The sequence below is a fragment of the Burkholderia sp. BCC1644 genome (genome assembly GCF_902833225.1).
In the GTDB taxonomy this organism is placed as follows: domain Bacteria; phylum Pseudomonadota; class Gammaproteobacteria; order Burkholderiales; family Burkholderiaceae; genus Burkholderia.
In genome coordinates this window covers 61,511-86,241 of sequence record NZ_CADFEI010000002.1, presented here as the reverse complement: position 1 = coordinate 86,241, position 24,731 = coordinate 61,511, and the positions used below count along the sequence as shown (strand labels likewise).

Annotated in this window: 24 protein-coding genes; 15 read left to right on the top strand and 9 right to left on the bottom strand. The window is 69.8% G+C overall.

Annotation, left to right across the window (positions count from 1 at the left end):
* The first annotated feature begins 749 nt into the window (after window positions 1-749).
* The 12 genes from HWX87_RS03760 (at window position 750) to HWX87_RS03705 (ending at window position 11,276) form a co-directional block, all read left to right on the top strand.
* Complete coding sequence (locus HWX87_RS03760; protein ID WP_059529847.1) at window positions 750-932, top strand: Flp family type IVb pilin; 183 nt, start codon at window positions 750-752, stop codon at window positions 930-932.
* A gap of 88 nt (window positions 933-1,020) precedes the next feature.
* On the top strand, window positions 1,021-1,494 hold the full coding sequence (locus HWX87_RS03755; protein WP_176045860.1) for a prepilin peptidase: 474 nt from the start codon (window positions 1,021-1,023) through the stop codon (window positions 1,492-1,494).
* A gap of 20 nt (window positions 1,495-1,514) precedes the next feature.
* Complete coding sequence (cpaB, locus tag HWX87_RS03750; RefSeq protein WP_176045859.1) at window positions 1,515-2,543, top strand: Flp pilus assembly protein CpaB; 1,029 nt, start codon at window positions 1,515-1,517, stop codon at window positions 2,541-2,543.
* Window positions 2,544-2,597: 54 nt separating this feature from the next.
* The gene (locus HWX87_RS03745; protein ID WP_176045858.1) at window positions 2,598-3,980 is read left to right on the top strand and encodes a type II and III secretion system protein family protein; all 1,383 of its coding nucleotides are present in this window, start codon (window positions 2,598-2,600) and stop codon (window positions 3,978-3,980) included.
* Window positions 3,981-3,995: 15 nt separating this feature from the next.
* On the top strand, window positions 3,996-4,376 hold the full coding sequence (locus HWX87_RS03740; protein ID WP_176045857.1) for a CpaD family pilus assembly lipoprotein: 381 nt from the start codon (window positions 3,996-3,998) through the stop codon (window positions 4,374-4,376).
* Window positions 4,377-4,395: 19 nt separating this feature from the next.
* The gene (locus HWX87_RS03735) at window positions 4,396-5,619 is read left to right on the top strand and encodes an AAA family ATPase (RefSeq protein ID WP_176045856.1); all 1,224 of its coding nucleotides are present in this window, start codon (window positions 4,396-4,398) and stop codon (window positions 5,617-5,619) included.
* Entirely contained in the window at window positions 5,616-7,046 is a 1,431-nt protein-coding gene (locus HWX87_RS03730) for a CpaF family protein (RefSeq protein ID WP_176045855.1), read from the top strand. Before HWX87_RS03735 ends, HWX87_RS03730 begins: the two co-directional genes overlap by 4 nt.
* A complete protein-coding gene (locus HWX87_RS03725) occupies window positions 7,043-8,020 on the top strand; it encodes a type II secretion system F family protein (protein ID WP_176045854.1) in 978 nt (325 codons plus the stop codon). Before HWX87_RS03730 ends, HWX87_RS03725 begins: the two co-directional genes overlap by 4 nt.
* Window positions 8,017-8,961: a type II secretion system F family protein gene (locus tag HWX87_RS03720; RefSeq protein WP_176045853.1), complete on the top strand. Its 945-nt coding sequence runs from the start codon at window positions 8,017-8,019 to the stop codon at window positions 8,959-8,961. The genes HWX87_RS03725 and HWX87_RS03720 overlap by 4 nt, the downstream gene beginning before the upstream one ends.
* Complete coding sequence (locus tag HWX87_RS03715; protein ID WP_176045852.1) at window positions 8,958-9,818, top strand: tetratricopeptide repeat protein; 861 nt, start codon at window positions 8,958-8,960, stop codon at window positions 9,816-9,818. The genes HWX87_RS03720 and HWX87_RS03715 overlap by 4 nt, the downstream gene beginning before the upstream one ends.
* Window positions 9,815-10,243: a TadE/TadG family type IV pilus assembly protein gene (locus HWX87_RS03710; RefSeq protein WP_176045851.1), complete on the top strand. Its 429-nt coding sequence runs from the start codon at window positions 9,815-9,817 to the stop codon at window positions 10,241-10,243. Before HWX87_RS03715 ends, HWX87_RS03710 begins: the two co-directional genes overlap by 4 nt.
* Window positions 10,236-11,276 carry a TadG family pilus assembly protein gene (locus tag HWX87_RS03705; protein WP_176045850.1) on the top strand — a complete coding sequence of 347 codons (1,041 nt, stop codon included), beginning with the start codon at window positions 10,236-10,238 and terminating at the stop codon, window positions 11,274-11,276. Before HWX87_RS03710 ends, HWX87_RS03705 begins: the two co-directional genes overlap by 8 nt.
* Here the strand turns inward: HWX87_RS03705 and HWX87_RS03700 are convergent.
* Both HWX87_RS03700 and HWX87_RS03695 read right to left on the bottom strand, forming a co-directional pair.
* A complete protein-coding gene (locus HWX87_RS03700; RefSeq protein ID WP_176045849.1) occupies window positions 11,249-12,514 on the bottom strand; it encodes a glycosyltransferase family 87 protein in 1,266 nt (421 codons plus the stop codon). The two genes, HWX87_RS03705 and HWX87_RS03700, sit on opposite strands and share 28 nt — an antisense overlap.
* A gap of 15 nt (window positions 12,515-12,529) precedes the next feature.
* Window positions 12,530-13,609 (bottom strand): glycosyltransferase family 2 protein, encoded by a 1,080-nt coding sequence (locus HWX87_RS03695; protein ID WP_176046333.1) that lies wholly within the window; start codon window positions 13,607-13,609, stop codon window positions 12,530-12,532.
* A gap of 397 nt (window positions 13,610-14,006) precedes the next feature.
* Between HWX87_RS03695 and HWX87_RS03690 the strand changes: the two genes are divergently transcribed.
* A complete protein-coding gene (locus HWX87_RS03690) occupies window positions 14,007-14,381 on the top strand; it encodes a phage protein NinX family protein (protein WP_176045848.1) in 375 nt (124 codons plus the stop codon).
* A gap of 22 nt (window positions 14,382-14,403) precedes the next feature.
* Here HWX87_RS03690 and HWX87_RS03685 read toward each other — a convergent pair whose 3' ends face one another.
* Both HWX87_RS03685 and HWX87_RS03680 read right to left on the bottom strand, forming a co-directional pair.
* The gene (locus HWX87_RS03685) at window positions 14,404-15,390 is read right to left on the bottom strand and encodes an ABC transporter substrate-binding protein (protein ID WP_176045847.1); all 987 of its coding nucleotides are present in this window, start codon (window positions 15,388-15,390) and stop codon (window positions 14,404-14,406) included.
* Window positions 15,391-15,542: 152 nt separating this feature from the next.
* A complete protein-coding gene (locus tag HWX87_RS03680) occupies window positions 15,543-16,433 on the bottom strand; it encodes a LysR family transcriptional regulator (RefSeq protein WP_176045846.1) in 891 nt (296 codons plus the stop codon).
* Window positions 16,434-16,533: 100 nt separating this feature from the next.
* On the opposite strand from HWX87_RS03680, the gene HWX87_RS03675 reads away from it, so the two are divergent.
* Both HWX87_RS03675 and HWX87_RS03670 read left to right on the top strand, forming a co-directional pair.
* The gene (locus HWX87_RS03675; RefSeq protein ID WP_176045845.1) at window positions 16,534-18,105 is read left to right on the top strand and encodes an MFS transporter; all 1,572 of its coding nucleotides are present in this window, start codon (window positions 16,534-16,536) and stop codon (window positions 18,103-18,105) included.
* A gap of 87 nt (window positions 18,106-18,192) precedes the next feature.
* Complete coding sequence (locus HWX87_RS03670; protein ID WP_176045844.1) at window positions 18,193-19,134, top strand: AEC family transporter; 942 nt, start codon at window positions 18,193-18,195, stop codon at window positions 19,132-19,134.
* 314 nt (window positions 19,135-19,448) lie between these two features.
* Here HWX87_RS03670 and HWX87_RS03665 read toward each other — a convergent pair whose 3' ends face one another.
* The 5 genes from HWX87_RS03665 to HWX87_RS03645 form a co-directional block, all read right to left on the bottom strand.
* A complete protein-coding gene (locus HWX87_RS03665) occupies window positions 19,449-20,630 on the bottom strand; it encodes a LysR family transcriptional regulator (protein ID WP_176045843.1) in 1,182 nt (393 codons plus the stop codon).
* A gap of 64 nt (window positions 20,631-20,694) precedes the next feature.
* A complete protein-coding gene (locus tag HWX87_RS03660) occupies window positions 20,695-21,423 on the bottom strand; it encodes an aspartate/glutamate racemase family protein (RefSeq protein ID WP_042978255.1) in 729 nt (242 codons plus the stop codon).
* A 22-nt stretch (window positions 21,424-21,445) separates the two neighbouring features.
* Window positions 21,446-22,996 (bottom strand): NCS1 family nucleobase:cation symporter-1, encoded by a 1,551-nt coding sequence (locus HWX87_RS03655; protein WP_176045842.1) that lies wholly within the window; start codon window positions 22,994-22,996, stop codon window positions 21,446-21,448.
* Window positions 22,997-23,248: 252 nt separating this feature from the next.
* Window positions 23,249-23,443 carry a hypothetical protein gene (locus HWX87_RS03650; RefSeq protein WP_176045841.1) on the bottom strand — a complete coding sequence of 65 codons (195 nt, stop codon included), beginning with the start codon at window positions 23,441-23,443 and terminating at the stop codon, window positions 23,249-23,251.
* Between the two features lie 254 nt (window positions 23,444-23,697).
* A complete protein-coding gene (locus HWX87_RS03645; protein ID WP_176045840.1) occupies window positions 23,698-24,462 on the bottom strand; it encodes a DUF4397 domain-containing protein in 765 nt (254 codons plus the stop codon).
* Window positions 24,463-24,731: the final 269 nt, after the last annotated feature.

Below are 24,731 nucleotides of genomic sequence, written 5' to 3'. Positions count from 1 at the left end.
CGGGTTGCCGCACCGGGCGTTCCGTTCTTTGCGGACGAGAACCGCATTCACATGCATTGGAAAGTCATTCAGGATTCCAATCATTTCGATTGAAGACGAATGCTGAATCAGTCAATTCCGGATTGGAAAAAAGCGAGGGCGACGCGCATGGATTCGCGCGGCGAGCGCTTGCCGAATCGGCGCGAAAGACGGCGGCGGGCAAGCGGGTGGAATGTGAGACGAGCCCGTCATTTTTGCCGGGATGGCACGCCGGGCGTGGCGGGACGCACGCATGCGGATCGTTCCCGCATGCCGATAAATCGAATGGAAACGGTTCGGCTGCAGGTCGGTAAATCATGCGCCGAAACAGTCGTCATGCCCGTTCCGATACGAGAACGATACGCAATGCCGCGAGAAAAAACGACTGCAAATAAACGGTATGGGTTTCACGGGTGCAGGGTGAAATCCATAAATGCATTCCGACGCCAAATAATTTGAATTCGCCTGAAAAATTGTCTATACCCTAGACAAATCAGCGCAGTTGCATCGTGCGGGGACGACCGCACCGGCGATGCAGGCAGGCAACGATCGAAGTCAGCGTTGCACGCCGTGCGTAGTGGGGATCGAGAGAATTCCGGGGGATGCGAACGACCCAGTGCCAGGGGCGTCCGCATGCAGCGCAATGGGCGAATGTCCTGCGCAAACACCGGAGCAACGGAGCGTCTTTGCGTTCAACGGTCGGTCACCGACCCCGTTACACGGAGGTTGCCATGCTGCAATACGTCAAGTCCCTGCTGCGTGACGAGCGCGGCGTCAGCTCGCTCGAATATGCAGTGCTGGCCGGCATCGTCGTGGTCGCGCTGGCGGCGGTCGGCGTGATCCTCAGCAGCACTACCGGCGGCTTGCCGAGCGTGTTCACGACGCTGATCAACAAGGTGACGAGCCTGATCTGATCCCCTGAACCCGCGCGCCGCCGACGAACACAGGGATCCGCAGCGGTAGAACGTATCCGGCCGGGGCGTGTCGACGGACGGCTCTCCCATGCTCATTCTCGTGCAGTCGGTGGCCACGCTCTTGCTGGCCTCGCTCGCCGCGCAGGATCTGCGCGACCGGCGCTTGTCCAATCGCGCGGTGCTGGCGTTCTCGGCGCTGTATTTCGTCGCGGCGGCGCTCGCGCGCGACGGGCTCGCGCCGTTGGCCGGGCATGTCGCGACCGGCGCGGCGATGCTGCTGCTGTTCGGCGGCATGCGCCATGCGGGCTGGATCGGCGGAGGCGACGTGAAGCTGGCGGCGGCGGTATGCCTGTGGGCCGGCCCGGCATGGGTGTTTCCGGTGCTGACGAGTGTCGGCGCGGGCGGTGTCCTGTGTGGCGTCGCGTGGCTGGCGTCGCGGCCGTGGCGCGCCGCGCCGGTTCGCGCGGTCGGCGCGCGCGGCGTGCCGTACGGCGTCGCGCTCGCGCTCGGCGGCACGCTGGCCGTTTGGGCGTCGTTTCCACACACGGTTTCACTGACCTAGCCGGGGGGACGCACGCCGCCATGCCCAAACCGCTGAGACTGGCCGTGCTCGTCGTTGCCGCCGGCATCGGTGCGTTCATCCTGCGCGAACTGTACGTCGCCGCGTCGACGCCGTCGGCACACGCCGAGACGGACCAGGCGAGCGTGCGGGTCGCCGCCGCCGACCTGCCGGAAGGGCTGCTGCTGCGCGACAACGATCTGGCGTGGAAACGCATGCCGCGCACGCAGGTGCCGGCCGGCGCGTTCGTCGAGTCGCAGCCGGGCGCGGACCTGAAGGGCGCGCTGCTGCGCAACCCCGTCGGCGCGGGCGCGCCGATTCGCGTCGAGAACGTGATTCCGGCCGGCGCGCCGGATTTTCTCGCGGCCGCGCTGCAACCCGGCATGCGCGCGATCTCGGTGCCGGTCGACGACGTGTCGGGCAATGCGGGGTTGATCCAGCCGGGCGACTTCGTCGACGTGCTGCTGACGCAGCAGATCGGCGGCTCGGCAACGTCGCCCGGCACGTTCGAAGCGGAGACGGTCGTGCGGCGTGCGCGCGTGCTCGCGGTCGGTTCCGAATTCCAGCGCGCGAAGGGGCCCGCGAGCGCACCGGACGCGCCGGCGCGGGCGCGCACGGTCACGCTCGAGGTCGCGCCGCGCACCGCGCAGGTCGTGCTGGTGGCGACACGCCTCGGCTCGCTGTCGCTCGCGCTGCGCAGTTTCGCGACGAGCGACCGGCGGCAGCCGGCAGGCGGCGACGCACACGAGCCCGATTCCGAGCCCGATACGCAGCCCGTGTGGGCCGGCGACGTGTCGCGCGCGGCTCGCGAGGCCGCACGCGGGCCGTCCGCCGGGCCGGATACGGGCGCGCGGCCGACGTGGCGGAACAATGCGGTCGTGATCTATCGCGGTTCGTCGGTCGACGACGGATCGCGTGGCGGCGGGACCGGCACGCCGGGCCTGCCGCCGCTGCCGTCCGGGCTGCCGGCGTGGCCGGCGATGCCCGCGACACCGGGCGGCGCCAATGTCGCGGCGGAGGCGATTGCGCCGCCGGGAGCGGTGGCGCAGTGACGGATTGACGATTCGGGCCGGCCGCCCGGCGGCCGGCATTTGACGGGAACACGCATGGTGCGCATGGTTCGTTGGATCGCTTTCCTGGGCCTGGCCTGCGGCGTCGCGTCCGGGGGCGTACCCGCACAGGTCGCGCGGGCGCCGGACGCGGGCGCGGCGCTGTCGATCGCGACCGGCAAGGGGGAACTGCTGTCGCTGCCCGAGCCCGCGACCGCGATGTTCGTCGCCGATCCGGCCATCGCGGACATCCAGGTGCCGTCGCCGCGTACCGTGTTCGTGTTCGGCAAGAAGGCGGGCACGACCACGCTGATCGCGCTCGGCGCCAACCATCGCCCGATCCTGCGCAAGACGGTGATCGTGCAGGTCGACACCGCGTCGCTGCAGGGTGTGCTCGACAGCCGCTTTCCGCAACTGAAGCTGGCGGTGTCCGGCGCGCCGGGCTCGCTGATGGTGTCGGGCAAGGTGCCGAGCGCGGCCGATGCGGACGCCGTGATGCAGTCGCTCACGCCGTACCTGCACGACAAGGAAAAGATCGTCAACCGCCTCACGCTGTCGCGCCCGATCCAGGTGAACCTGCGCGTGCGGGTGACCGAGGTGAGCCGCAACATCACGCAGCAGCTCGGCATCAACTGGAGCTCGCTGGGCGGCGCCGGCAACTTCGTCGGCGGGCTGTTCAACGGCCGCACGCTGTTCGACCCGACGACAAGCCTGTTCAACCTGTCGCCGACGGGCGCGTTCTCGGTGCTCGGCGGATTCCGCGCGGGGCGCTGGTCGATCGACGTGGTGCTCGACGCGCTCGACCAGGAGGGCCTGATCACGATGCTCGCCGAACCGAACCTCACCGCGATGTCCGGCGAGACCGCGAGTTTCCTCGCGGGCGGCGAGATTCCGATCCCGGTCGCGCAGGCCGGTTCCTCGACCGGCGCGATCACGGTCGAGTTCAAGCCGTTCGGCGTGTCGCTCGATTTCACGCCGACCGTGCTTGCCGACAACCGGATCAGCCTGAAGGTGCGGCCGGAAGTGAGCGAGGTCGATGCGAACAACAGCGTGACGACCGGTGGCGTCAAGGTGCCGGGGCTCACGGTGCGGCGCGTCGAGACGACGGTCGAGCTGTCGAGCGGGCAGAGTTTCGCGATCGGCGGGCTGTTGCAGAGCCAGACGGCTGACACCGTGTCGCAGATTCCGGGGCTCGGCCGGTTGCCGATCATCGGCCGGCTGTTCTCGTCGAAGAACTTCCAGGACAGCAAGACCGAAGTGGTCGTCATCGTCACGCCGTACATCGTGCAGCCGACGGGGCCCGGCCAGCTCGAGCAGGCGATCGACACGGTCGCGAAGCCGAGCAGCGACCTGGAGTTCGCGGTGCAGCGCAACCTGGGGCTCGACCTGCTGTCGGGCGATACGCCGCGCCTCGTCGGCGCCGCGGGCTTCGTCTACTGAACCGGAGGCGCGCGCATGCGAACCCGATCGACCGTTGCCGCACTGCTGCCGCTGATGCTCGCGGGCTGCCTGTCGGCGCCGCCGCCGGTCAACCTGCCCGATGCGCGGACGATCGGCTTCGACGGCACGCGCGCGGTGCCGCCCGATTGCGCGACGTTGATGCAGCCGTCGCATCTCGTCGACGCGGGGTTCGCGCGGCCCGGCGTGCCGTTCGGCTGCGCGACCTACTCGAACCTCGCGGCGATGCTCGCGCGGCCGGAGGATCTCGTCGCGCCCGTGCCGTACGGCGGCGCGGACGCGCAGACGGCGGCCGACGCGGTGCGCCGCTACGTCGAGGATCGCGTGAAGCAGCCGACGCCCGGCAAGACGCAGACGACCGGCTCGCCCGGCCATTGAAGACCCGGATGCCATCACGATGCCGCCCATGAACCTCCTCGACCGCCAGAACGCCAGGCGCACCGCGTCCGCCGGAGCGGCCGATCTCGTCGCGGTCGTAGCCGATGCGGGCAGCGAGGACGTGATACGCCGCGTCACGCAGGAGCTGTCGATCACGCGCACCCACCTGCAGCCGGGCACGTGCGACGATGCGATCCGGCTGCTGCAGCAGTACGAGCGTTCGCCGCGCCAGCTCGTCATCGACGTGTCGGATTCGGTGCTGCCGGTGTCGGACCTGATGCGGCTCGCCGACGTGTGCGATCCGTCGGTGCGCGTCATCGCGATCGGTACGCAGAACGACGTCGGGCTGTTTCGCAACCTGCTCGGCATCGGTGTGCAGGACTACATCGTCAAGCCGTTGACCGTCGAGTTGATGCGGCGTGCGCTGACGGCGACGGAATCGGTCGTCCAGGCGCGCACCGGCAAGGTCGTCAGCTTCGTCGGCGCTCGCGGCGGCGTCGGCGCGACCACGATCACGGTGAGCCTCGCGCGCTTCCTGGCGGGCGAGAAGCGCCGCCGCGTGGCCTACGTCGACCTGAACCTGCATGGCGGCGGCGCGAACTCGATGTTCGGGCTGACCAGCAACAACGGGCTGATCGAATTGCTGAACATGGGGCAGCGTCCCGACGACGCGCTGTTCGAGCGCATGTTCGTCACGAAGGGCGACCGGTTGCACGTCCTGTCCGCCGAGCTGGCGTACGGCGCCGACGCCCCGCTGGGCGACGAGGCCGTCGCCCGGCTGGTCGACATGCTGAAGGACCGTTTCCACTACGTGCTGTTCGACGTCGGGAGCGGCGCCGGCAGGCTGTTCGAGGATGCGCTGGTGGCGTCCGATCTCGTCCATGTCGTGGTCGACCGCTCGGTGCACGCCGCGTACGAGGCCGCTCGGCTCGTGCGCTTCGTGCGGGAACTGCCCGGCGAGCGACTGCTGTCGATGGTGCTGAACAACCCGCTCGCGCCCGTCGCGGGCCGCGTCGAGCCGGTCGATTTCGAGGAGGTGTTCGGCGGCGCGCCGCTGCACGAACTGCCGCACGAGCCGCAGACGCTCGCCGTCGCCGAGAACCTCGGCGAGCCGATCGAAGGCGCGAAGCGGCATGGCTTCGTGGACCAGATCCGGCAGCTCGCGAACGGCATCACCGGCGAGCCGACGGTCGTCGCCGAGCCTTGGTATGCGCGGCTCGCCAAGTGGAGGAAGCGATCGTGACGTTCGGTACCCGCAACCGGCCGCCGGCGGATCCCTTACCGGCCGCGACGCCCGCCGTGGCGCGCGAGCCCGCACGGGATCCGGCGGATGCGCAGGCGCCCGTGTCCACGCCGGCACCGGCGCCCGCGCCGGCCCGTGCGCCCGTGGCCGCCGATACCCACGAGGCGCTGATCCGGTCGAGCAAATTCGACGCGATCCGCGGCGCGGTGTTCGCGTCGATGAACATGTCGGCGGCGCTGATGAAGACGCGCGACGAGGTGCGCGCGGGCATCGAGCAAGTGGCCGCGCACACGGTCGAGCGCGAGCGCCTGAAGATCACGGCCGGCGAGCAGGTGCTGATCGTCGACGCGATCCTGAACGACATGTTCGGCGTCGGGCCGATCGAGCCGCTGCTTGCAGACGACACGGTCACCGACATCCTCGTCAACGGGCCCGATCAGGTCTACGTCGAACGCGCGGGCCGGCTCGAGCTGACGTCGCTGAAGTTCCGCGACGACGCGCACGTGGCGAGCGTCGCGCAGCGGATCGCGGCGGCGGTGGGGCGGCGCGTCGACGAGAGCAGCCCGATGGTCGATGCGCGACTCGCCGACGGCAGCCGCGTGAACGTCGTGCTGCCGCCGATCGCGATGCGCGGCCCGTCGATCTCGATCCGCAAGTTCGCGAAGCGCGACATCACGCTCGCGCGGATGGCGCAGCAGGGCAACATCTCGCATCCGATGCTGCAGGTGCTGAAGGTTGCGTGCGCGTGCCGGCTGAACATCGTGATCTCGGGCGGCACCGGCTCGGGCAAGACGACGCTGCTCAACGCGCTGTCGCAGCACATCGAGCAGCATGAACGGATCGTGACGATCGAGGATGCGGCCGAGCTGCAGTTGCTGCAGCCGCACGTCGTCAGCCTCGAAACGCGGCCGGAGAATACCGAGGGGCTCGGCGGGATCTCGCAGCGCGATCTCGTGCGCAACGCATTGCGGATGCGGCCCGACCGCATCATCCTCGGCGAGATCCGCGGCCCCGAGGCGTTCGACGTGCTGCAGGCAATGAACACGGGGCACGACGGCTCGATGACGACGATTCACGCGAATTCGCCGCGCGATGCGATCAGCCGGCTCGAAAGCATGGTCATGATGGCGAACGCAAACCTGCAGCTCCTGTCGATCCGGCGCCAGATCGCGAGCGCCGTGCACCTGTTCGTGCAGATCGAGCGGATGCGCGACGGCGTGCGGCGCGTCACGCGGATCACCGAGATCGTCGGGATGGAAGGCGAGGTCGTCATCACGCAGGACCTGTTCGTGTTCCGCCAGGAAGGCGACACGACGCGCGACTCGGTGAAGGGGGTGTTCGACGCATCGCCATTGCGGCCGGGATTCGCGGCCCGCGCCGCGTATTACGGCGTCGAGGATGCGCTCGCCGAGGTCTTCCGGCAATGAGGGCCGCCGACCTGTTCGCCGCGGGCGCGTTCGTGATGATCCTCGCGCTCGGGCTCGTGCTGTCGTCGCTGTTCGATCGCGCGAGCCATACCCCGGCCCAGCGCATTCGCGCCCGGATGCGCCGGCTGTCGCCGTCGCTCGCGGGGCGCGACGCTCACGCGTCCGCCACGCCCGGCGTCGCGCTGTTCAACCTCGAGCGCCGGCAAGGCCGCCTGCGCGCATGGCTGCAACGCCGCGTGACGCGGGTGCGCGCGGTCGGCGGCAAGGGCGGGGTGAGGCTCGTCGTCGCGAGCACGATCGCCGGCGCGATCGTGGCGATCGTCGCGGTGAAGCTGATCGGGCCGCCGGGCTTCCTGCGTCCGCTGATCTATGCCGGCTTGCCGCTGGTCGCGATGCGCGCCAGCTACCGCGCGCTGATCGAACGCTTCCGGATCCGGTTTCTCGAAGCGTTCCCCGACGCGATCGACGTGATCGTGCGGGCCGTGCGCGCGGGCATTCCGGTCACGCAGGCGATCAGCATGGTCGGCGACGGCGCGGCCGAGCCGGTGCGTGCGACGTTCCGCTCGATGGGCGACAGCCTGCGCGTCGGCGCGGATCTCAAGGACGTGCTGACGCAGTCGGCGGACCGGCTGATGATCGCGGACTTCTCGTTCTTCACCGTCTACCTGCTGCTGCAGCGCGAGACCGGCGGCAGCCTCGGCGAGACGCTCGACGAGCTGTCGAGCATCATCCGCACGCGCCGCGACATCCGCCTGAAGACCCGCGCGCTGACCGCCGAAGGGCGCATCACGACGAACATCATTTCGGCGGTGCCGTTCGTGATGCTCGGCGCGCTGTTCCTCGTGAACCGCGACTACGTGATGCTGCTGTTCACGACGCACGCGGGGCACACGATGCTGACGATCGCGGCCGGGTTGCTGACGGTCGGCCTGTTGGTGATCCGCAAGATCTCGAAACTGGATACCGCGCGATGACGATGTCGATACTGGCCGCCCGCGGCTTCGAACTGCTGTTGTTGCTCGCCTGTGTCGCGGTGGCGCTCGCCACGCCCGGCGGCGGCACCCGCCAGCGGATCGCCGCGCGCGTGCGGCAGGCTGCCGGGCAGCATCCGCCGGCGCCGGTCGCGCGGTGGCTGCAGCCGGGCGGCGTCCGCGTGGACCTCACGCGCCGGCTCGCGCAACTGGGCGAACGGCTGCCGGTACTCGACCCGATGCAGCGCGTGAAGCTCGGCCTGCAGCTGTCGCGCGCGGGCTTTCGCGAGCGTCGCGCGGTGTCGTCGATGATCGGGATCAAGCTGAGCTGCGGCGTGCTGTTCGCGTGCGGCGCGATCGCGTTCAGCCCGCTGATTCCGCGCTTCGGCGAATACTTCGTGATCCGGGCGCTGGCGATGGTCGCCGCGTTCGTGGTCGGCGTGATCGTGCCTGAATACGTGCTCGGCGCGATCGTCCGGCGGCGGCGGCGGATCATCGCCGCGTGCTTTCCGGACGCGCTCGATCTGCTGGTGATCTGCACGATGGCCGGCAACAGCCTCGCGTCGGGCATCCGGCGCGTCGCGCACGAACTGTCGCGCATCTGCCCGCCGCTCGCCGACGAACTGACGGTGTGCGCGGACGAGCTCACGCTGAGCGGCGACGTGTCCGCGACGCTCGCGCATTTCGCGGCGCGCGTCGATTTCACGTCGGCGCGCTCGCTCGCGACGACGCTCACGCAGTCGCAGCGGTTCGGCACGCCGATCACGCAGGCGCTGCGAACCCTGTCGCGCACCGAGCGCACCGAGCAGATCGTCGCGCTCGAGGAGCGGGCCGCGAAGCTTGCGCCGAAGATCACGCTGCCGATGATGCTGTTCATCCTGCCGACGGTGTGCCTGATCGCGGCAGGCCCGGCGGCGATTCGCCTGCTCGAGGTATTCAGATGACACGATCCGTCGTACGTGCGCTCGCGCTCGCGGCCGTGCTGCCGGTGCTGGCCGGCGGCTGCGGCGCGCCGGGCATCCAGACGCGGCCGGTGCTGTCGCACAAGAGCGACGATCCGCAAGCCGAGTTGCGCATCGCGGACAGCGCGCTGGCCGGCGGCAACGTCGAACTCGCGTCGACGCTGTACGAGAAGGTGCTCGCGAAGCATCCCGATTCGCTCGCGGCGCGCCTGGGGCTCGGCGACGTCAACTACCGCGCGGGCGACCTCGAGCGCGCGCGGATCCTCTACGACGAAGCGCATCGGCAGGCGCCCGCGGAGCTCGGCCCGCAGCTCGGGCTCGCGCGCGTCGCGTTGCGGCAGCGGCGTCTCGACGAAGCCGCGCAGCGCTATCGCGACCTGCTGGCCGCGCAGCCGAATCATCCGCTCGCGGCGGAAGGGCTCGGCACCGTGCTCGACCTGCAGGGGCGGCATGCCGATGCGCAGGTCGTGTATCGCGACGCGCTGCGTGCGCACCCGGACGCGCAGGGGCTGCGCGTCGATCTCGGGCTGTCGCTCGTGCTGAGCAACCGGCCGCGCGAGGGCGTGAACGTGCTGCTCGACGTCGCCGGGCTGCCGTCCGCGCCGTGGCAGGCGCGCCAGAATCTCGCGTTCGCGTACGGCGTGCTCGGCAACACCGATTCGGCGAAGAAGCTGCTGTCCGCGGATTTGCCCGCGTCGGCGGTGGCCGACAACCTGCGCTTCTACCAGGCAGTGCGCGCGCGGCTTGCGTCGCGCGGAGGCGCCGGCGGCGCGGCGCCGCTGTCCGGCGCGGCGCTGGAGCCGGGCGTCGCCCCGACGGGCGCGGGGGCTGCAAAATGACACGCGGGGCGACGGGCGCCCGCCACGCGCGCGGCGTCGTGTCCCTCGAATTCGTGCTGATGCTGCCGTTCCTGCTGATGGTGCTGATCGGCATCATCGACACGAGCCTGATCCTGTGCGACAAGGCCGTCATCACGAATGCGAGCCGCGAGGCGGCGCGGGCCGGCATCGTGCTGCGCGTGCCGATGCTGACCACGACGCAGATCGCCGGCATCGCGCAGAACGCCATGCAGAACAGCCTGATCACCGGCGGCACCGCGACGACCCCGGCGGTGACCGTGACGCAGGCGAACGGCACGACGTCGGGCACCGCGCTGACGGTGACCGTGACCTACACGTATTCGGGGCTGGTGCTGGGGTCCGCGTTCAGCGCGCTCACGGGCCCGGTGACGGTCTCGGCGACGTCGGTGATGCTCTATGAATGACATGGCCGCCCCGCACTCCGCCGGCCCCGCGCCGCAGCGCGGTTCGGTCGCGCTGTTCTTCCTGCTGTTCCTGATTCCGCTGCTGTCGTTCGGCGCGCTGGCGATCGACATCGCGTGGGTGGTCACGGTGAACAACCAGTTGCAGAACGCGGCCGACGCGGCCGCGATCGCGGGGGCCGATGCGATGATGTCGTCGAGCGGCGGCGCGGTGAACTGGTCGCAGGCCGCGCCGGCGGCGAACGGCGTGGTCGCGCAGAACTCGGCCGCCGGCGCGACGCTGTCGACCGGTACGGTGACCACCGGATACTGGAACGTCACGCGCAGCCCCGCGTCCATGCAGCCGACGACCATCACGCCCGGCACGTACGACGTGCCGGCGGTGCAGGTCACCGTGTCGCGCGCCCCCGGCGTGAACGGCGGCTCGATTCCGCTGCTGCTCGGCGGGCTGCTGGGGATTCCCGGCGCATCCGGCAGTGCGACCGCGGTGGCGGTGCTGGCGGCGCCGGGCGGGGTGGCGCCCGGCGCGCTGTTTCCGGTCGCGATCGACCAGTGCGTGTACAACCTGTACTGGAACGCTGCGACCAACCAGCCGCTGATCAATCCGCTGACCGGCCAGCCGTTCGAGTTCTCGATCACGAACGGCCAGGTCTACGGCCTGCTCTGCATGGGCGGGCAGTGGACGTCGTTCCAGTCGACTGCGACCGACACGACGACGATGGGCAACCTGATGGTGACCGGCAACCCGACGGCGCTCAACATCGGCGACAGCATCAATCTCGCGACCGGCGTGAAGGCAACGCTCTATACGTCGGTGCCGGCCGGCACGACGGTAGTGCTGCCGGTCGTCACGCAGACCGCGACCAGCACCACCGTGCCGATCGTCGCGTTCGCGCCGTTCCATATCGACGTGTCCCTCGGCGGCACGTACAAGTACATCCAGGGCCACTTTGTCGCCGGCGTGAAGATGACGGGCGTCGGGACCGGCGTTGGGCCCTACTACGGCATCTACGTGCCGCCGCGGCTCGCGTTGTGAGCGCGCGGGCCGGCGCGCCGCAGCAGCACGAGGAGTGCGAACAGCGTCACGGCCGGGCCGATCTGCGGCCATTGCAGCCACGGGTTCAGGTATTCGACGATCGGCAGCAGCCACATGAGCGCGATGGCGGCCTGCTCGCCGCGCAGCCAGCCGTCCTGCCAGCCGTCCTGCCAGCCGGTCGCCAGCATGCACGCGATCGCGATGCCGAGCCAGGCGAGCTCGTAGTGCCACACGTACGGGTTTGCCGCGAGCGTCGCGACTGCCAGCACGGCCGCGCGCAGGCGGATGTCGCGCGAGCGCGTCCATGCGATGCAGGCGGCTGCGATCGCCAGCGCCGCGATGCACGCTTGCGCGGCATACGCGATGCCGGGCGGCAGGCCCGCGAGGCGGAAGGCGGCGAACGGCGCCGGCGACGCAAGCCAGAACACGACGCCTTGCTCGAGGAGGAGCGCGCGCGCGAGCGCCGTGCCGGCGACGAACCGATGCAGAGACTCGACGCCGCAGATCAGGACGCTCAACGCGGCGAACGCAGTGGTGGCGAGCGCGGCCCACGCGATCGTGCGCCATGCGCGCGTGGCGACCAGCACGAACGGGAACAGCAGCGCCATCTGGGGCTTGGCCGACAACAGGCCGATGCAGAGGCCGGCCCACATCGGCCGCCGGTCCGCCCAGCAGACGGCCAGCGCCGCGCACGACGCTGTGAGGAACGCGTTTTGCCCGAACATTCCGGTGACGAACACGCACGGGGCGGCGACCAGCGCGAATCCGCCGGCGCGCGCTGCGCCGGGGATCGCGCCGAGGCCCGATACGCGCGACGCGGCGCATCCGAACACGACGGCACCGAACACGACGAACAACGGATAGCCGATCGCAAAGGGCAGCAGCGCGAGGGGCGTCACGAGCAGCAGGTTGGTGGGCGGGTACAGCCACGCGATGAAGTCGGTGTGGCGGAACTGCGGGAACAGGTCCGTCGCCAGCCGCGAGAAGGTCGGCACATCGTACGCTTGCCACGGCGAGCCGTGCAGCATCACGTACGACGCCGACCAGAACACCGCGTAGTCGGCGCCCGGGCGCGACGGGGCGGTGGCGGGCGCATGACGTACGACGGATACCCAGATCGCGAGGAACAGCACGTAGCACGCAAGCGCGACCGCGCTGTATGCAACGACGCGCCGGGGTGTCAGCCATGCGCGGACGGGCGGGGCTGCCGATCGCACCGATTGCCGGGGGATATCCATGCGGCGGGTGCCCGGTTACTTGACGGAGGCTTTTCGCGCACCGTGGCCGGCGGCCGCCGCGGGTAGTGGCGTCCGGCGGCGGGCCGCGTGCGTGCGCTTGAGCGGGAACTGCAGCAGCGTCGACACCGGATGCGCGGCTTCGTCCCGCTGGGCGCGGTACCGGCGCCGCACGAGATAGACCGGGCGCTGCTTCGACTCGTGATAGATGCGGCCGAGGTATTCGCCGATCACGCCGATGCCGATCAGCTGGATGCCGCCGACGAACAGCATCACGGAGATGAGCGACGCGTAGCCGTGCACGGGGTTGCCGAACAGCAGCGTGCGCAAGACGATGAAGGCGCCGTAGATGAACGAGAGGGCGGCGAACGCGAGGCCGATGTAGGTCCATACGCGCAAGGGCACGGTGCTGAAGCTCGTGATGCCTTCGAGTGCGAAGTTCCAGCGCCGCCATCCGGAGAATTTCGAGCGGCCGCCGCTGCGCGCAGCCCGCGTGTATTCGATGATCTCGGTGCGAAAACCGACCCACGCGAACAGGCCCTTCATGAAGCGCCGCCGCTCGGGCAGCGCACGCAGCGCGTCGACGACCTGGCGGTCCATCAGCCGGAAATCGCCGACGTTCTCGGGCATTGCGACTTCGGAGAGGCGGTTGTGCACGCGGTAGTAGAGCGCGGCGGCCATGCGCTGCATCAGCGGATCGCACCTGCGGTCGGTGCGCTTCGCGGCGACGACCTCGGCGCCGGCGAGCCAGCGTTCGATCATTGCGGGGATCAGCGCGGGCGGGTCCTGCAGGTCGGCGTCGATCAGGATCACGGCGGTGCCGGCGGCCTCGTCGATGCCGGCGGTGAGTGCGGCTTCCTTGCCGAAGCGCCGGGTGAGATCGACGATGCGTATGCGCGGGTCGCCGGCCGCGATGTCGATCAGCCTGCCCAGCGTGTCGTCGCGGCTGCCGTCGTTGATGCAGACGATCTCGAAGCGCACCGTATCGACCGATTCGAGGATGGGCAGCGTTGCTGCAAAGAATGCGTCGATTGCTTCGTCCTCGTCGTGGAACGGCACGACGAGCGATACCAGTGGCTTTCTGGCGTGCGCGGACATACGTCCCCCGAGAGATCCGGCCGGTGCTGCACCGTATGGATCAGGTTGTCGTCCGCTGCAGGCCGGACGACGGGCGTTCTGATCATTGTAGGCAGGAATCGGGGATTCGTAGCATGAATTGATGCGGATGCGGCGGTGCCGGCGATGTCGCGCTGTGCGAGCGCGACCCGGTGCGCGGCTATCGGCTCGGGGGGGCGTTGGAGGAACGTGCGTCGCGACCGGCAAGCGGGCAGATCGCTGAACACGCGAATGGCGCGGCGGTGACAGCGTGCGCGGGGGTGCTCGCGGGAGAAATTCCCGTGATCTACCCGGCCGCTGCGGCGCCATCGCGAACTGCAACGGCCGCGCGCGCAACAGTTAGCATATCGATTCAACGACGACGGTGACGGAGAGGGTCATGCAAGTCCAGGATCTGACAGGTGCGCCGCTGGATTACTGGGTCGCGGTCGCGGAGGGCCACGACGCCCCGCGTGCCGATGCGTCCGGGTGTACGTCGATTCGTGCGGCGGGCGGTGTGCCGGTTCCGTTCGCGCCGTCGACATCGTGGACGGACGGCGGCCCGATCGTCGAGCGGCTGCCGTTCGCCGCGTTCGAGCGCGACGGCGGGCGCTGCGAATGGCGCGCGGTGCTGCACCGGGCCGTGCCGGCTGCGGGTGAGCGTTGCACGTTCAACCAGTCGGGGCCGACGCTGCTGATTGCCGCGATGCGCACGCTCGTGGCATCGACGTTCGGTGACGACGTGCCGGATCTCGACATGTCGCGGCCACGCTGAACGCAGCCACGCGCGTCATCGCTCAGGCAGACACGTTCCGGATCGCGATCGACGCGACGTCGACGCGGCGCGGCAGGATCGCGTCCGCCGCCGCGCGGTCGGCCACGCGCTGCAGCACGTCGATGTCGGCGCCGCTGAGGCTGCGCTGCGCGAGCGCGGCCCGGTGCGCGATGTCGGTCGCCGCGTCGGGCGGCAGGCGCGTGAGCGACGCATAGACGTTCGCGTAGTCGGCCGGGTGCGCCAGCGCCCATTGTCCCGCGCGGGCGAGCCGCGCAAGGACGTCCGCGAGCGCCGCGCGTTTCGCGCCGTCGTTCAGCGTCTCGATCGGCGACGTGAGGAACGCGAGCCCGGAATTGATCCCGCTGCCGTCCCGGACGATGCGCGCGCCGCGTCGCACCGCATGCCCGTAGTACGGGTCGAACGTCGCCCAGATGGCGATCCGTTTCGCTTCGAACGCGGCGAACGCGTCGACGGGCAGCACGAAGCGCACGTCGACGTCGCGCGGCGCAAGGCCGTGCTCGCGCAGCGCGCCGTACAGCTGGTATTGCGAGATGCTGCCGCGCGCGGACGACACGACGACGGTTTGCCCTTTCAGGTCGGCGACGGTACGGACCGGCGAATCGGGCTGCACGACGATGCCGAGCGACGCCGGCGAGCCGACGCGCGTCGCGACGATCCGCAGCGACGGATCGCCGAGCGCGGCCGTCAGCACGGGCAGGTCGCCGGCCGGCGCGAGATCGATCGCGCCCGCGCGCTGGGCCTCGAACAGCGGCGCGGCGCCCTGGAAATTGGCCCAGCGGAACCGGTAGGGTGTGCCGTCGAGCACGCGCGCGGCTTCGGCCAGCGCGCGCAGGCCGCCGGCCTGGTCGCCGAGCACGAGCGTGACGCCTGACAGGTCGGATCCGGCCGCTTGGGCGGGCAGTGCGGCGGCGCCGGCGAGCGGGGCGGCGGCGAGGGCGGCAAGGCGCTGCAGCACGCGGCGGCGCGCTGCGGTGGAAGAAGGATTCATCGGCGGTATGTCCCGGGTGACCCGCACCCGTGCGGCGCGGCTGCCGGGCAGGTTACGGAATCGGTTTCCGGCCGACAAACATCGAATCGTGCAATGCATATTCGCGCGAAGACGGCCGGGCGAGCCGGCGTCGACGCGCGCGGGTGCCGTTCTCAGGCGGTGTTGGCCGCGGCCGGCACGACCGTACGCAGGAACGCGCGTACGGCCGGCGCCTTTTCGAAGCGCCGGTGCGCGAGCGCCAGTTCCGACACGATCGGCTTGCCGGCGAGCGGCCGGTAGACGACGCCCGGCAGCGACACGCAACCGGCGAGCGCATCGGGAATCACCGCGACCCAGCCGTTCACGGACACGCAGGCGAGCACCGCGAGCAAGCCGCCCGGCCGCGCGGCGATCAGCGGCGCAAAACGGCCGCGGCGCGCGACTTCGAGCGTGCCGCGCTCCTGTTCCGGCACCGCGAAGCGCGCGTCGGCGAGGTCGGCCGCGCGCAGGGTTGCCGTTTCCGCATAGCGCGAATCGGCCGGCACGGCCGCGACGAACACGTCGCGCTGCAGCGTGACGACCCGCAGGCCGCCGGGCAGCGGCAGCGGCGGGCGCACGTACGCGAGGTCGAGCCGGCCCGCGTCGAGCTGGTTCGCGACGTCGTCCATCGGCACTTCGCGCAGGTTCAGCTCGATGCGCGGGTGCGCGGCACGGAACGCGCCGACCGTGCGCTGCAGCGTGCCCGAATAGACGGCGGACGATACGTAGCCGATCTCGATCCGGCCGAGTTCGCCGCGCTCGGCCAGCGCGGCGAGTTCGCGGCCGCGCTGCAGGTGTTCGAACGCGGCGCTTGCTTCGGCGAGATAGGCCTCGCCAGCCGCGCTCAGCGCGACCGCGCGGCGCGACCGGTGAAAGAGCCGCACGCCGAGCACGCGTTCGGCTTCCTGGATCTGCCGCGTGAGCGCAGGCGGCGCCATGTCGAGCGCTTCGGCCGCGCGGGCGAAATGCAGGTGCTGCGCGACGCTCAGGAACGCGCGCACATGACGGAATTCGAGCCGGTCCATGATTGCAATTTTCGTTAATGAAACAGCGCAGGAGTATCAATGACAGGCAATACCGGGCAAGCCTAGCATACGGCTTGTCCATCCTGTTCCGGAGTTGCCGATGTCCCAGTCTTCACCGGCGTCGCGGCCGGCCGCGGCCGCCGCCTCGCGTGCGGGGGCGCGCCTGCCGGCCGCCGCGACGCTTGCGGTCGCGTCCGCGACCTGTTCGCTGATCGTGCTCGACACGAACGTCGTCGCCGTATCGCTGCCGAGCATCGCGCGCAGTTTTCATGCGAGTTTCGCCGACATCGAATGGGTCGTGAGCGCATACATGACCGCGTTCGCCGCGTGCCTGCTGCCGGCCGGCGGGCTCGCCGATCGCTTCGGGCGCAAGCGGATGCTCTTCGCGGGGCTCGCGCTCTTCTTTCTCGCGTCGCTCGGCTGCGGCGTCGCGCCGTCCGCCGGCTGGCTGATCACCGCGCGCGCTGTGAAGGGCGGTGGCGCCGCACTGCTGTTGACGGCTGCGCTCGCGGTGATCGCGAACCGTTTTCCGGAAGGGCGCGACCGGGCGCGCGCATGGGCGATCTGGGGCATGTGCATGGGCGTCGCGACGGCGATCGCGCCACTCGTCGGCGGCGCGATCACGCAATGGATCGGGTGGCGCTGGGTGTTCCTGCTGAACCTGCCGGTGTGCGTGCTGCTGGCGGCCGGCGCGCGCGTCGCGATCGACGAGTCGAGGGATCCGCATGCGAAACGCGTGGATGCGGCCGGCAGCCTGCTGTTCGGCGCGGCGCTCGCGTGTGCGATCGCGGCGCTGATCGGCGCGCCGGCGCATGGCTGGCTGTCGGTCGCGACGCTTGGCCGGCTCGCGCTTGCCGTTGCGCTGCTGGCCGCGTTCATCGGCGCGGAGCGCTGGCAGGCGCGGCCGATGATCGATCTCGCGCTGTTCCGCAGGCCGCGCTTCGTCGGCGCGGTGCTCGCGATGTTCGGCTATGCGGCGTGCGCGCAGGTGATGATGACGTTCCTGCCGCTGTACCTGCAGAACGCGTTCGGGATGTCGGCGGTCGACGCGGGGCTCGGGATGCTGCCGTTCGCGTTCGCGATGGTCGCCGGCCCGTCGCTCGGCGCGGCGCTCGCGGCGCGCGTGTCGTCGGGCGGCGTGCTGGCGGGCGGGCTCGTGTTGATCGGCGCGGGCAATCTCGTCACCGCGGCGCTGACGGCCAGCGGCGATTACCGGCTCGTTGCGATCGGCATGTTCGTGACGGGTTGCGGCGCCGGCATCATGAACGGCGACACGCAGAAGGCGATCATGGCGTGCGTCCCGCCGGACCGCACGGGCATGGCGTCGGGCATCAGCACGACGACGCGCTTCTCGGCGATCGTGACGGCCGTCGGCGTGCTCGGCGCGGTGCTGGCGGCGAGCACGCACGCGCGGCTCGACGCGCTGTTGTCCGCCGCGCCCGGCCTGCGCGCGTTCGCCGATGCGCCGTTCATGTCGAGCCTGCTGGCCGGCGATCTGGCGCAGGCGCTCGGCCGCGTGCCGCCGTCGGCCGCCGGCGTACTCGCACGGGCGGCGCCCGTCGCATTCGCGAGCGGGTTCGCCGACGCACTGACGGTGAGCGGCGTGCTGGCGCTCGGCGCGGCCGTCGTTGCATACAAGTTGCTTACGCAACCGATGCGGGACGGCGTGTGACGAATGGGGGCACATGTGCCGCGTGTTGGACGCGCGCACACGGAACCATTAAGCTTGCGCGTTCCGGTTTCATGCAGCGTATTCAAGATGTCATCGACGATCGAGATTCTGTTGCCCGTGTTCGGGCTGATCGCGGCAGGGTTCCTGTGCCGCCGGCGCGGCGTACTCGGGCCGGCGGCCGCGTCGGAACTCAACCGCTTCGTCGTGTGGCTCGCGCTGCCCGCGCTGCTGTTCCAGATCATGGCGCATGCATCGTGGCACCAGCTATACCAGCCTGCCTTCGTGGCGACGTTCGCGCTGACCTGCGCGCTCGTGTTCGCCGGCGTGCTTGCGTGGCGCCTGTTCTCCGGGCGCGGGCTCGCCGATGCGAGTATCGACGCGATCGCCGCGTCGTATCCGAACACCGGCTATCTCGGCTTTCCGCTATGCCTGCTCGCGTTCGGCACCGACAGCCTCACGCCGACCACGATCGCGACCATCCTCGTCGCATGCGTGCTGTTCGCCGGTGCGATCGTGCTGATCGAGATCGGGCTGCAGCGCGACCGCGCGCCGCTGAAGCTGATGTGGAAGGTGGCCGGCGCACTGCTGCGCAACCCGCTGATCGTCGCGCCGCTGGCCGGGGTCTGCGTGTCGGCTGCGCAGGTGACGCTCGCCGCGCCGGTCGAAACGTTCCTGAAGCTGCTCGGCGCGGCCGCGAGCCCGTGTGCGCTCGTCAGCCTCGGGCTGTTTCTCGCCGAGAAGCGCGACACGAACGGTCCGGCACCGCGCGGCAGCGTCGCGCTGACGGCGGTCAAGCTGTTCGTGCAGCCGGCGCTCGCGTGGTGGCTCGGCGTGCGCGTGTTCGCGATGCCGCCTGTGCTCGCGCAGATCGCGGTCGTGCTCGCCGCGTTGCCGACCGGCACCGGGCCGTACATGCTGGCGGAATTCTACGGACGCGAAGCGCAGGTGACGTCGCGCACGATCCTGCTGTCGACGCTCGGCTCGATCGTGTCGTTGTCGGTGCTGCTCGCGCTCGCGCGGCATGTCTGATGCGGCAAGCCGCGTCGGTGCTTTACTTTCATCCCTTCAGCGCGTCGCGATCGATCGGTGCGTCGTGAACCGCGCGTTGCGCAGTCCTGATTGCAGGCGAATGCGCCGCTGCTCGCGAGCAGCGCGACCGGAACGGCCGGCGCGATGAGTGCCTTCTTCATGCGGTTTTCCTCGATAACGCAGCTACGGGCATCGGCGATGCGCGTCGGCAACGGTTCGAGACGTCATTCCCACGGTGCGGTGCAGGGCAGGTAGGCAGGATCGGTCCGATCTGCGGCAGTCGCGCACATCGTGCCGGCCCGGCTTGGAACCGGTCAATGCGGCTTTGTCGCGATACGGTGAATGCGAGCCGCATGCGCGACACGAGCAGGGTGCGATGCGCGGCAATGCGTCGCCTGCTTGCGGCGCGTGCGGCGGGTGGGTTCAGGCGTATCCGAGACGGCCGGCGCGGTCGTCAGCGCGTCCGCATCCGTGCCGACAGCGACCGCGGCAACCGCAGCAACCGCCGGCAGCATCGCCTCGGCATCGAGCCACGCACGTGTCGCTTCCGCGATCAAGCCGCGCAGCCAGCGCACGCCATCGACACACGCTCCCGATTCGTTCCACGTCATCCGGTACACGATATCCGGCGGTTCGGTCGGCAGCGCGATCGCGGCGAGCGGCAGCAGCTTCGCATAGTGCCGCGCGAGCCGGTACGTGGTCGTGAGGATCATGTCGGTGCGCACGAGCGCATGCGCGGCGAGTTCGAAGTGCGGCAGCGTGACGACGATCTGCCGCTGCAGGCCCACGCGTTCGAGCTGCCGGTCGATCGCGCCGGACGCTTCGAGCCACGACGGCGTCGGGCACAGCTGCGGCACCGCCGCGAAATCGGCGGCCGTCATCGCGCCGCGTCGCGCGAGCGGATGCGTCGCGCGCATCAGGCACACGACGCGGTCGTCGAACAGGTCGTCCTGCCGGAAGCGCGACTGGCGTGCGGGGCGGTTGTCGATCACGACGTCGAGCTCGCCGTCGGCCAGCGCGCGCTCGTCGTCGAAACCGTCGCCGAGCGGATGGAAGACGAGCTGGGCGTTCGGCGCGCGTTCGCGGAACAGCGCGACGAGCTTCGGCACGAACAGCACGTTCAGGTAGTCGGGGCAGCCGATCCGGTAAGTGCGTACCGACGTGCGCGCGTCGAACGTCGGCTGCTGCATGCGGATGAAGTCGATCACGCGCAGCGCGTTGCGCAGCGGTTCGATCAGCCGCGCGCCGAACTCGGTCGGCACCATCCCGTAGCGGCTGCGCACCAGCAGCGGATCGCCGAGCAGCGTGCGCAGCCGCTTGAGCGCGGCGCTCGTCGCCGGCTGCGACATGTTCAGGCGCACGGCCGCACGCGACACGGTGCGCTCGGTCAGCAGCACGAGCAGGATGCGCATCAGCCGCGCATCGAGCACGTCGAGCGCGCCCGTGGCGTCGGCCGCGTCGCGCGGCAGGTCGGTCGGGTCTAGCGGGTCCCGCATGCCGATACGCCTCCCGGCGGCACCGTGGCCGTGCGCAACGCGACTGCCGGCCGGCGGCCCGTCATCATTTTGCGAAGGTTCCCGGCCAGCCGACGATCCGCTTCGGGCGCGGCGGGGCGTACGTGCGGACCTTCGACGTCTTCAGCTTCAGCCGCACCAGCGACTCGGCGAGCGCGACTGCGGCCGACACGCCGTCGACGACCGGGACGCCCGTGCATTCCTCGATCTGCCGGTCGAGGCCGGCCATCCCGCCGCAGCCGAGACAGATCACTTCCGCGTGATCGTCCTTCACCGCGCGCTGCGCCTGGCCGACGATCGATTCGATCGCGCGGGCCGGGTTCTCTTCGAGCTCGAGCACCGCGAGGCCGCTGGCACGCACCGACGCGCAGCGCGCATCGAGCCCGGCGAGCTTCAGGCGATCCTCGATCAGCGGCACCGTGCGGTCGAGCGTCGTGACGACCGAGTAGCGATGGCCGAGCAGCATCGCGATGCTCGCGGCTGCTTCGGTGATGTCGACGACGGGCACCGTCAGCAGTTCCTGCAGCCCTTCGCGGCCGTGTTCGCCGTAGCCGGCCTGGATCACCGCGTCGTACGGTTCGTCGTAGCTCAGCACGCGATCCATCACGGCGATCGCCGCGAGATAGCTCTCGAAGTTGCCTTCGACCGACTCCGCACCGAAGCGCGGCGTCAGCCCGACGATCTCCGTGCCGGGCGACGCGGCGGCCTGCGCCTGCGCGGCGATCGCGTCGGTGATCGACTCGGTCGTGTTGACGTTGACTACCAGGATCCTCATCGATGACTCCGTATGCGTGTGTTCAGTGTTGCGCGCAGGCGACCGCGATGTGTTCGCCCGAGCGTTCTTCGTAGTGCCGTTTGCGATCGGCCAGCAACCAGTACACGCTGCCCGCGATGGCCGCGCCGAGCAGCCAGGAGAACGGCGTCATCGCGCTGAAGGCCGGCACGACGGCGAGCGTGATCGAGATCAGCGCGGACGGCACGAGCGCCGCGAGCGCCTTGCGGTTCACGCCGCGCGTGTAGAAGTAGGCGCCGGTCGGCGCTTCGGTATAGAGGTCGGGCACGTTCACGCGCTGCTTGCGCACGAGCCAGTAGTCGACCGTGATGATCCCGTACAGCGGGCCGAGCAGCGCGCCGAGACCGGACAGGAAGTAGACGATCACGATCGGGCTGTTGTACAGGTTCCACGGCAGGATCAGCACGGCGATCGTCGCGCTGATCAGGCCCGCACGGCGGAACGACAGGCGCTGCGGCGCGAGGCTCGTCAGCACGAAGGCCGGTGCGACGAAGTTCGCCATGATGTTCACGGCGACCGTCACGATCAGGAAGGCGAGGCAGCCGAGCACGAGGAACAGCTTGTTCGGCACCGTCGCGATGATTTCCGTCGGGCTGTGGATGATGTGGCCGTTCAGCTTGAACTGCGCGCCCGCGAGCACGAAGCTGATCGTCGCGAACACGAGGATGTTGACCGGCAGGCCCCAGAAGTTGCCGACGCGCACCGTCTTCGCGCTCGGCGACGAACGGGCGAAATCGCAGAAGTTGAGCACCAGCGTGCCGTAGATCGCGAGCCACAGCGAGCCGCCCGCGAAGATCTCCGTCCACATCTTCAGGCCCGTCATCGGCTTGCCGACCGACATCGCGAGATGGCCGCCCGTGCGGCTGAACATCCACGCGGCGAGCGACAGCGTGGTGACGAGGATCACCGGGCCGGCAAGCCCCTCATACTTGCGGACCATCTCCATCCCGTACGTGAGGATGCCGATCTGCACGAGCCAGATCGCGATGAACGTGATCCAGCCGAGCGTCGACAGCCCGAAGATCGCATTCTGGTCGAACGCGGCGAGGCCCGGCCAGATCGCCGTGAGCAGCACGCGCAGCACGACGGAGGCGAGATAGGTCTGGATGCCGAACCATGCGATCGCGATCACCGCGCGGATCATCGCGGGCAGCAGCGCGCCGTAGATGCCGAAGCTCATCCGGCTGATCACCGGGAACGGCACGCCGGTCTTCTGGCCCATGTAGCCGGTGAGGTTCATGAAGCAGTACACGAGCACCGCGCCGATCGCGAGCGATGCGAGCATCTGCCAGCCCGACAGGCCGAGCGCGAACAGCCCGATCGCGAACGAGTAGTTCGCGATGTTGTGCACGTCGTTGGTCCACAGCGCAAAGATGCTGTAGCGGCCCCAGGTCCGGCCCTCGGCCTTGGTCGGCGCGAGGTCGGGATTGTGCAGCCGCGGGCTCAGCGCGGGGTCGCGCGTGGCCGAATCGGTTCGATGCGATGCGTCGTTCGCGCCGAGCACGATGCTCGCGCGATGGGTGGCTTCCAGTTGCACGCCGTTGTCTCCTTCCATGTGCGGGGCGCGCAACCGGCAGCGTGTGTACGCAACGCCGGCCCGGCCGCCGTGGACGTTATGTCTCGGATTTGTTCGCGAGTATGGGCGGCGGTCGCGGCGATGGGAAATTAAATATTCGGCTGGGCGTCATTTGAAAAATGAATGGAAGACGCCCGCCAGCAGCGACCGGGCGCGGCACGCAAATTGCTCGCAAGCGGGCTCTATCCACATCGACATCAGCGGAGGTGTCATGCAGCGATCTTCCTTTCGTCATGTATTGCGAGCCGTCTTCGCCGGCCTCCTGATTGCGGGGCTGGCGGCAGGCGCAGGCTGCCAGAAGAAGAGCGACGACAGCGCCGGCGCGGCGAGTTCCGATTCGAGCGCGACGGGCGGCATGTCGGCCGCGCCATCGGGCACGTCGAGCAGCAGCGCGGCCGGCAGCAGCGGCGACAGCGGCGCGAGCATGCCGGGCGCGGCCTCCGCGCCGGGCGGCGCCAGCGGCGGCTGACGGGCGCTTTACCGGACGGGCGGCGTGCCGGCTGCGTGCGGGTGTGCCGTCCGTTTTATGCGCGTGTCGTACCGGGCAGGCATGCGCGCCGGGTGGCGCGCGTGCACGCGACCGTGCGGATGAAAGATTTGCAAGGACCGTTGTAGCGATTCACGGCCCGGCGGCGAGGGCCCGGCGAGGTCGCGGCGGCCGCCGCGACCGTTGGCGCTCTCTACTGCGGACCGAGTTCCTGCGCGGACGTATCGGCGTCGTTGCCCTGCGCGACGAGCACGTGAATGTCGTTCGGCGTCACGTCGCCGACCCCGCCCGACGGAATCGTCAGCAGCAGCCAGTCGGCGTTGTTGTTGATGGTGACCGGCGCGGTCTTGAGGATCGGCGACTTGCTGCCGGCCGTCGTGACGATCACCTGGTAGCTGCCGCCGTTCAGGTAGATCGAATCCTGCGTCGTGGCCGGCACCGCGTTCTGGTAGGCCGCGCCCGCCATCGTCGGGCTTTGCGTCGTGATGTCGGTGCCCGGCGGGACGACGTACACGTCGACGTTCTGCGCGTTCGGCGACGCGTTGAAACTGCGCACGCGTGCCTTGTCCGACAGCAGGCCCTTGTCGTACGGATCGTCGATCACGGAGATCAGCGACGTCGTGCTCGGCAGTGCGATCGTCGTGTAGTGGTGGCCGTTCGCCGCGCTGAACGATTGCGCGGCGACGGTCGTCGTCGTGCCCGACACGTCGTAGCTGGCGTTCTGCGTGCCCGAGTCGACGTCGTGATAGCGCGTCACGCCCTTGTATGCGACGCCCGCCTGGTCGATCTTCGCATTCAGGTAGTAGTCGAGGTTCGGCCCGGCCGGTACCGCGTTGATGAAGCGCGCCTGCGGCTTCGAGATGCCGAGTTCGGTACCGACGTCGTTGCCGTCGCCGCCACACGCCGCGAGCACGGAAACGACCGAGCACAGGGCCACCAGCGTTCGTATTGATTTCATGTTGTCCTCTCGTTCAGGGAACCTGCTGACGATGCGGGACCGCCGCGCGATGGGTCGCGCGGGGCGCAGCGCCGGTTGCGGGAAGGATGCCGACCGCCGGGGAGGCGGGTGAGGGGACAACGCAAGCGATATGCCTGTGCGGCGAACGACGATGCGTGACGGCGGGGGCGCACGCCGGCGTGGCGGCGTGCGCGGGATGAAGCGGTGCGAAGGGAAGCGAAGCGGGGGAGCGGGACGAGTCGCGGGGCAGGCGCGGTTGTAAAAAAGAC

What these genes read in the sequence shown, in the direction of transcription:
- HWX87_RS03760 (WP_059529847.1), top strand. Translation starts at nt 750, where the DNA reads ATGCTGCAATACGTCAAGTCCCTGCTGCGTGACGAGCGCGGCGTCAGC.
- HWX87_RS03755 (WP_176045860.1), top strand. Translation starts at nt 1,021, where the DNA reads ATGCTCATTCTCGTGCAGTCGGTGGCCACGCTCTTGCTGGCCTCGCTC.
- cpaB (WP_176045859.1), top strand. Translation starts at nt 1,515, where the DNA reads ATGCCCAAACCGCTGAGACTGGCCGTGCTCGTCGTTGCCGCCGGCATC.
- HWX87_RS03745 (WP_176045858.1), top strand. Translation starts at nt 2,598, where the DNA reads ATGGTGCGCATGGTTCGTTGGATCGCTTTCCTGGGCCTGGCCTGCGGC.
- HWX87_RS03740 (WP_176045857.1), top strand. Translation starts at nt 3,996, where the DNA reads ATGCGAACCCGATCGACCGTTGCCGCACTGCTGCCGCTGATGCTCGCG.
- HWX87_RS03735 (WP_176045856.1), top strand. Translation starts at nt 4,396, where the DNA reads ATGCCGCCCATGAACCTCCTCGACCGCCAGAACGCCAGGCGCACCGCG.
- HWX87_RS03725 (WP_176045854.1), top strand. Translation starts at nt 7,043, where the DNA reads ATGAGGGCCGCCGACCTGTTCGCCGCGGGCGCGTTCGTGATGATCCTC.
- HWX87_RS03720 (WP_176045853.1), top strand. Translation starts at nt 8,017, where the DNA reads ATGACGATGTCGATACTGGCCGCCCGCGGCTTCGAACTGCTGTTGTTG.
- HWX87_RS03715 (WP_176045852.1), top strand. Translation starts at nt 8,958, where the DNA reads ATGACACGATCCGTCGTACGTGCGCTCGCGCTCGCGGCCGTGCTGCCG.
- HWX87_RS03710 (WP_176045851.1), top strand. Translation starts at nt 9,815, where the DNA reads ATGACACGCGGGGCGACGGGCGCCCGCCACGCGCGCGGCGTCGTGTCC.
- HWX87_RS03705 (WP_176045850.1), top strand. Translation starts at nt 10,236, where the DNA reads ATGAATGACATGGCCGCCCCGCACTCCGCCGGCCCCGCGCCGCAGCGC.
- HWX87_RS03700 (WP_176045849.1), bottom strand. Translation starts at nt 12,514, where the DNA reads ATGGATATCCCCCGGCAATCGGTGCGATCGGCAGCCCCGCCCGTCCGC.
- HWX87_RS03695 (WP_176046333.1), bottom strand. Translation starts at nt 13,609, where the DNA reads ATGTCCGCGCACGCCAGAAAGCCACTGGTATCGCTCGTCGTGCCGTTC.
- HWX87_RS03690 (WP_176045848.1), top strand. Translation starts at nt 14,007, where the DNA reads ATGCAAGTCCAGGATCTGACAGGTGCGCCGCTGGATTACTGGGTCGCG.
- HWX87_RS03685 (WP_176045847.1), bottom strand. Translation starts at nt 15,390, where the DNA reads ATGAATCCTTCTTCCACCGCAGCGCGCCGCCGCGTGCTGCAGCGCCTT.
- HWX87_RS03680 (WP_176045846.1), bottom strand. Translation starts at nt 16,433, where the DNA reads ATGGACCGGCTCGAATTCCGTCATGTGCGCGCGTTCCTGAGCGTCGCG.
- HWX87_RS03675 (WP_176045845.1), top strand. Translation starts at nt 16,534, where the DNA reads ATGTCCCAGTCTTCACCGGCGTCGCGGCCGGCCGCGGCCGCCGCCTCG.
- HWX87_RS03670 (WP_176045844.1), top strand. Translation starts at nt 18,193, where the DNA reads ATGTCATCGACGATCGAGATTCTGTTGCCCGTGTTCGGGCTGATCGCG.
- HWX87_RS03665 (WP_176045843.1), bottom strand. Translation starts at nt 20,630, where the DNA reads ATGCGGGACCCGCTAGACCCGACCGACCTGCCGCGCGACGCGGCCGAC.
- HWX87_RS03660 (WP_042978255.1), bottom strand. Translation starts at nt 21,423, where the DNA reads ATGAGGATCCTGGTAGTCAACGTCAACACGACCGAGTCGATCACCGAC.
- HWX87_RS03655 (WP_176045842.1), bottom strand. Translation starts at nt 22,996, where the DNA reads ATGGAAGGAGACAACGGCGTGCAACTGGAAGCCACCCATCGCGCGAGC.
- HWX87_RS03650 (WP_176045841.1), bottom strand. Translation starts at nt 23,443, where the DNA reads ATGCTCGCGCCGCTGTCGCCGCTGCTGCCGGCCGCGCTGCTGCTCGAC.
- HWX87_RS03645 (WP_176045840.1), bottom strand. Translation starts at nt 24,462, where the DNA reads ATGAAATCAATACGAACGCTGGTGGCCCTGTGCTCGGTCGTTTCCGTG.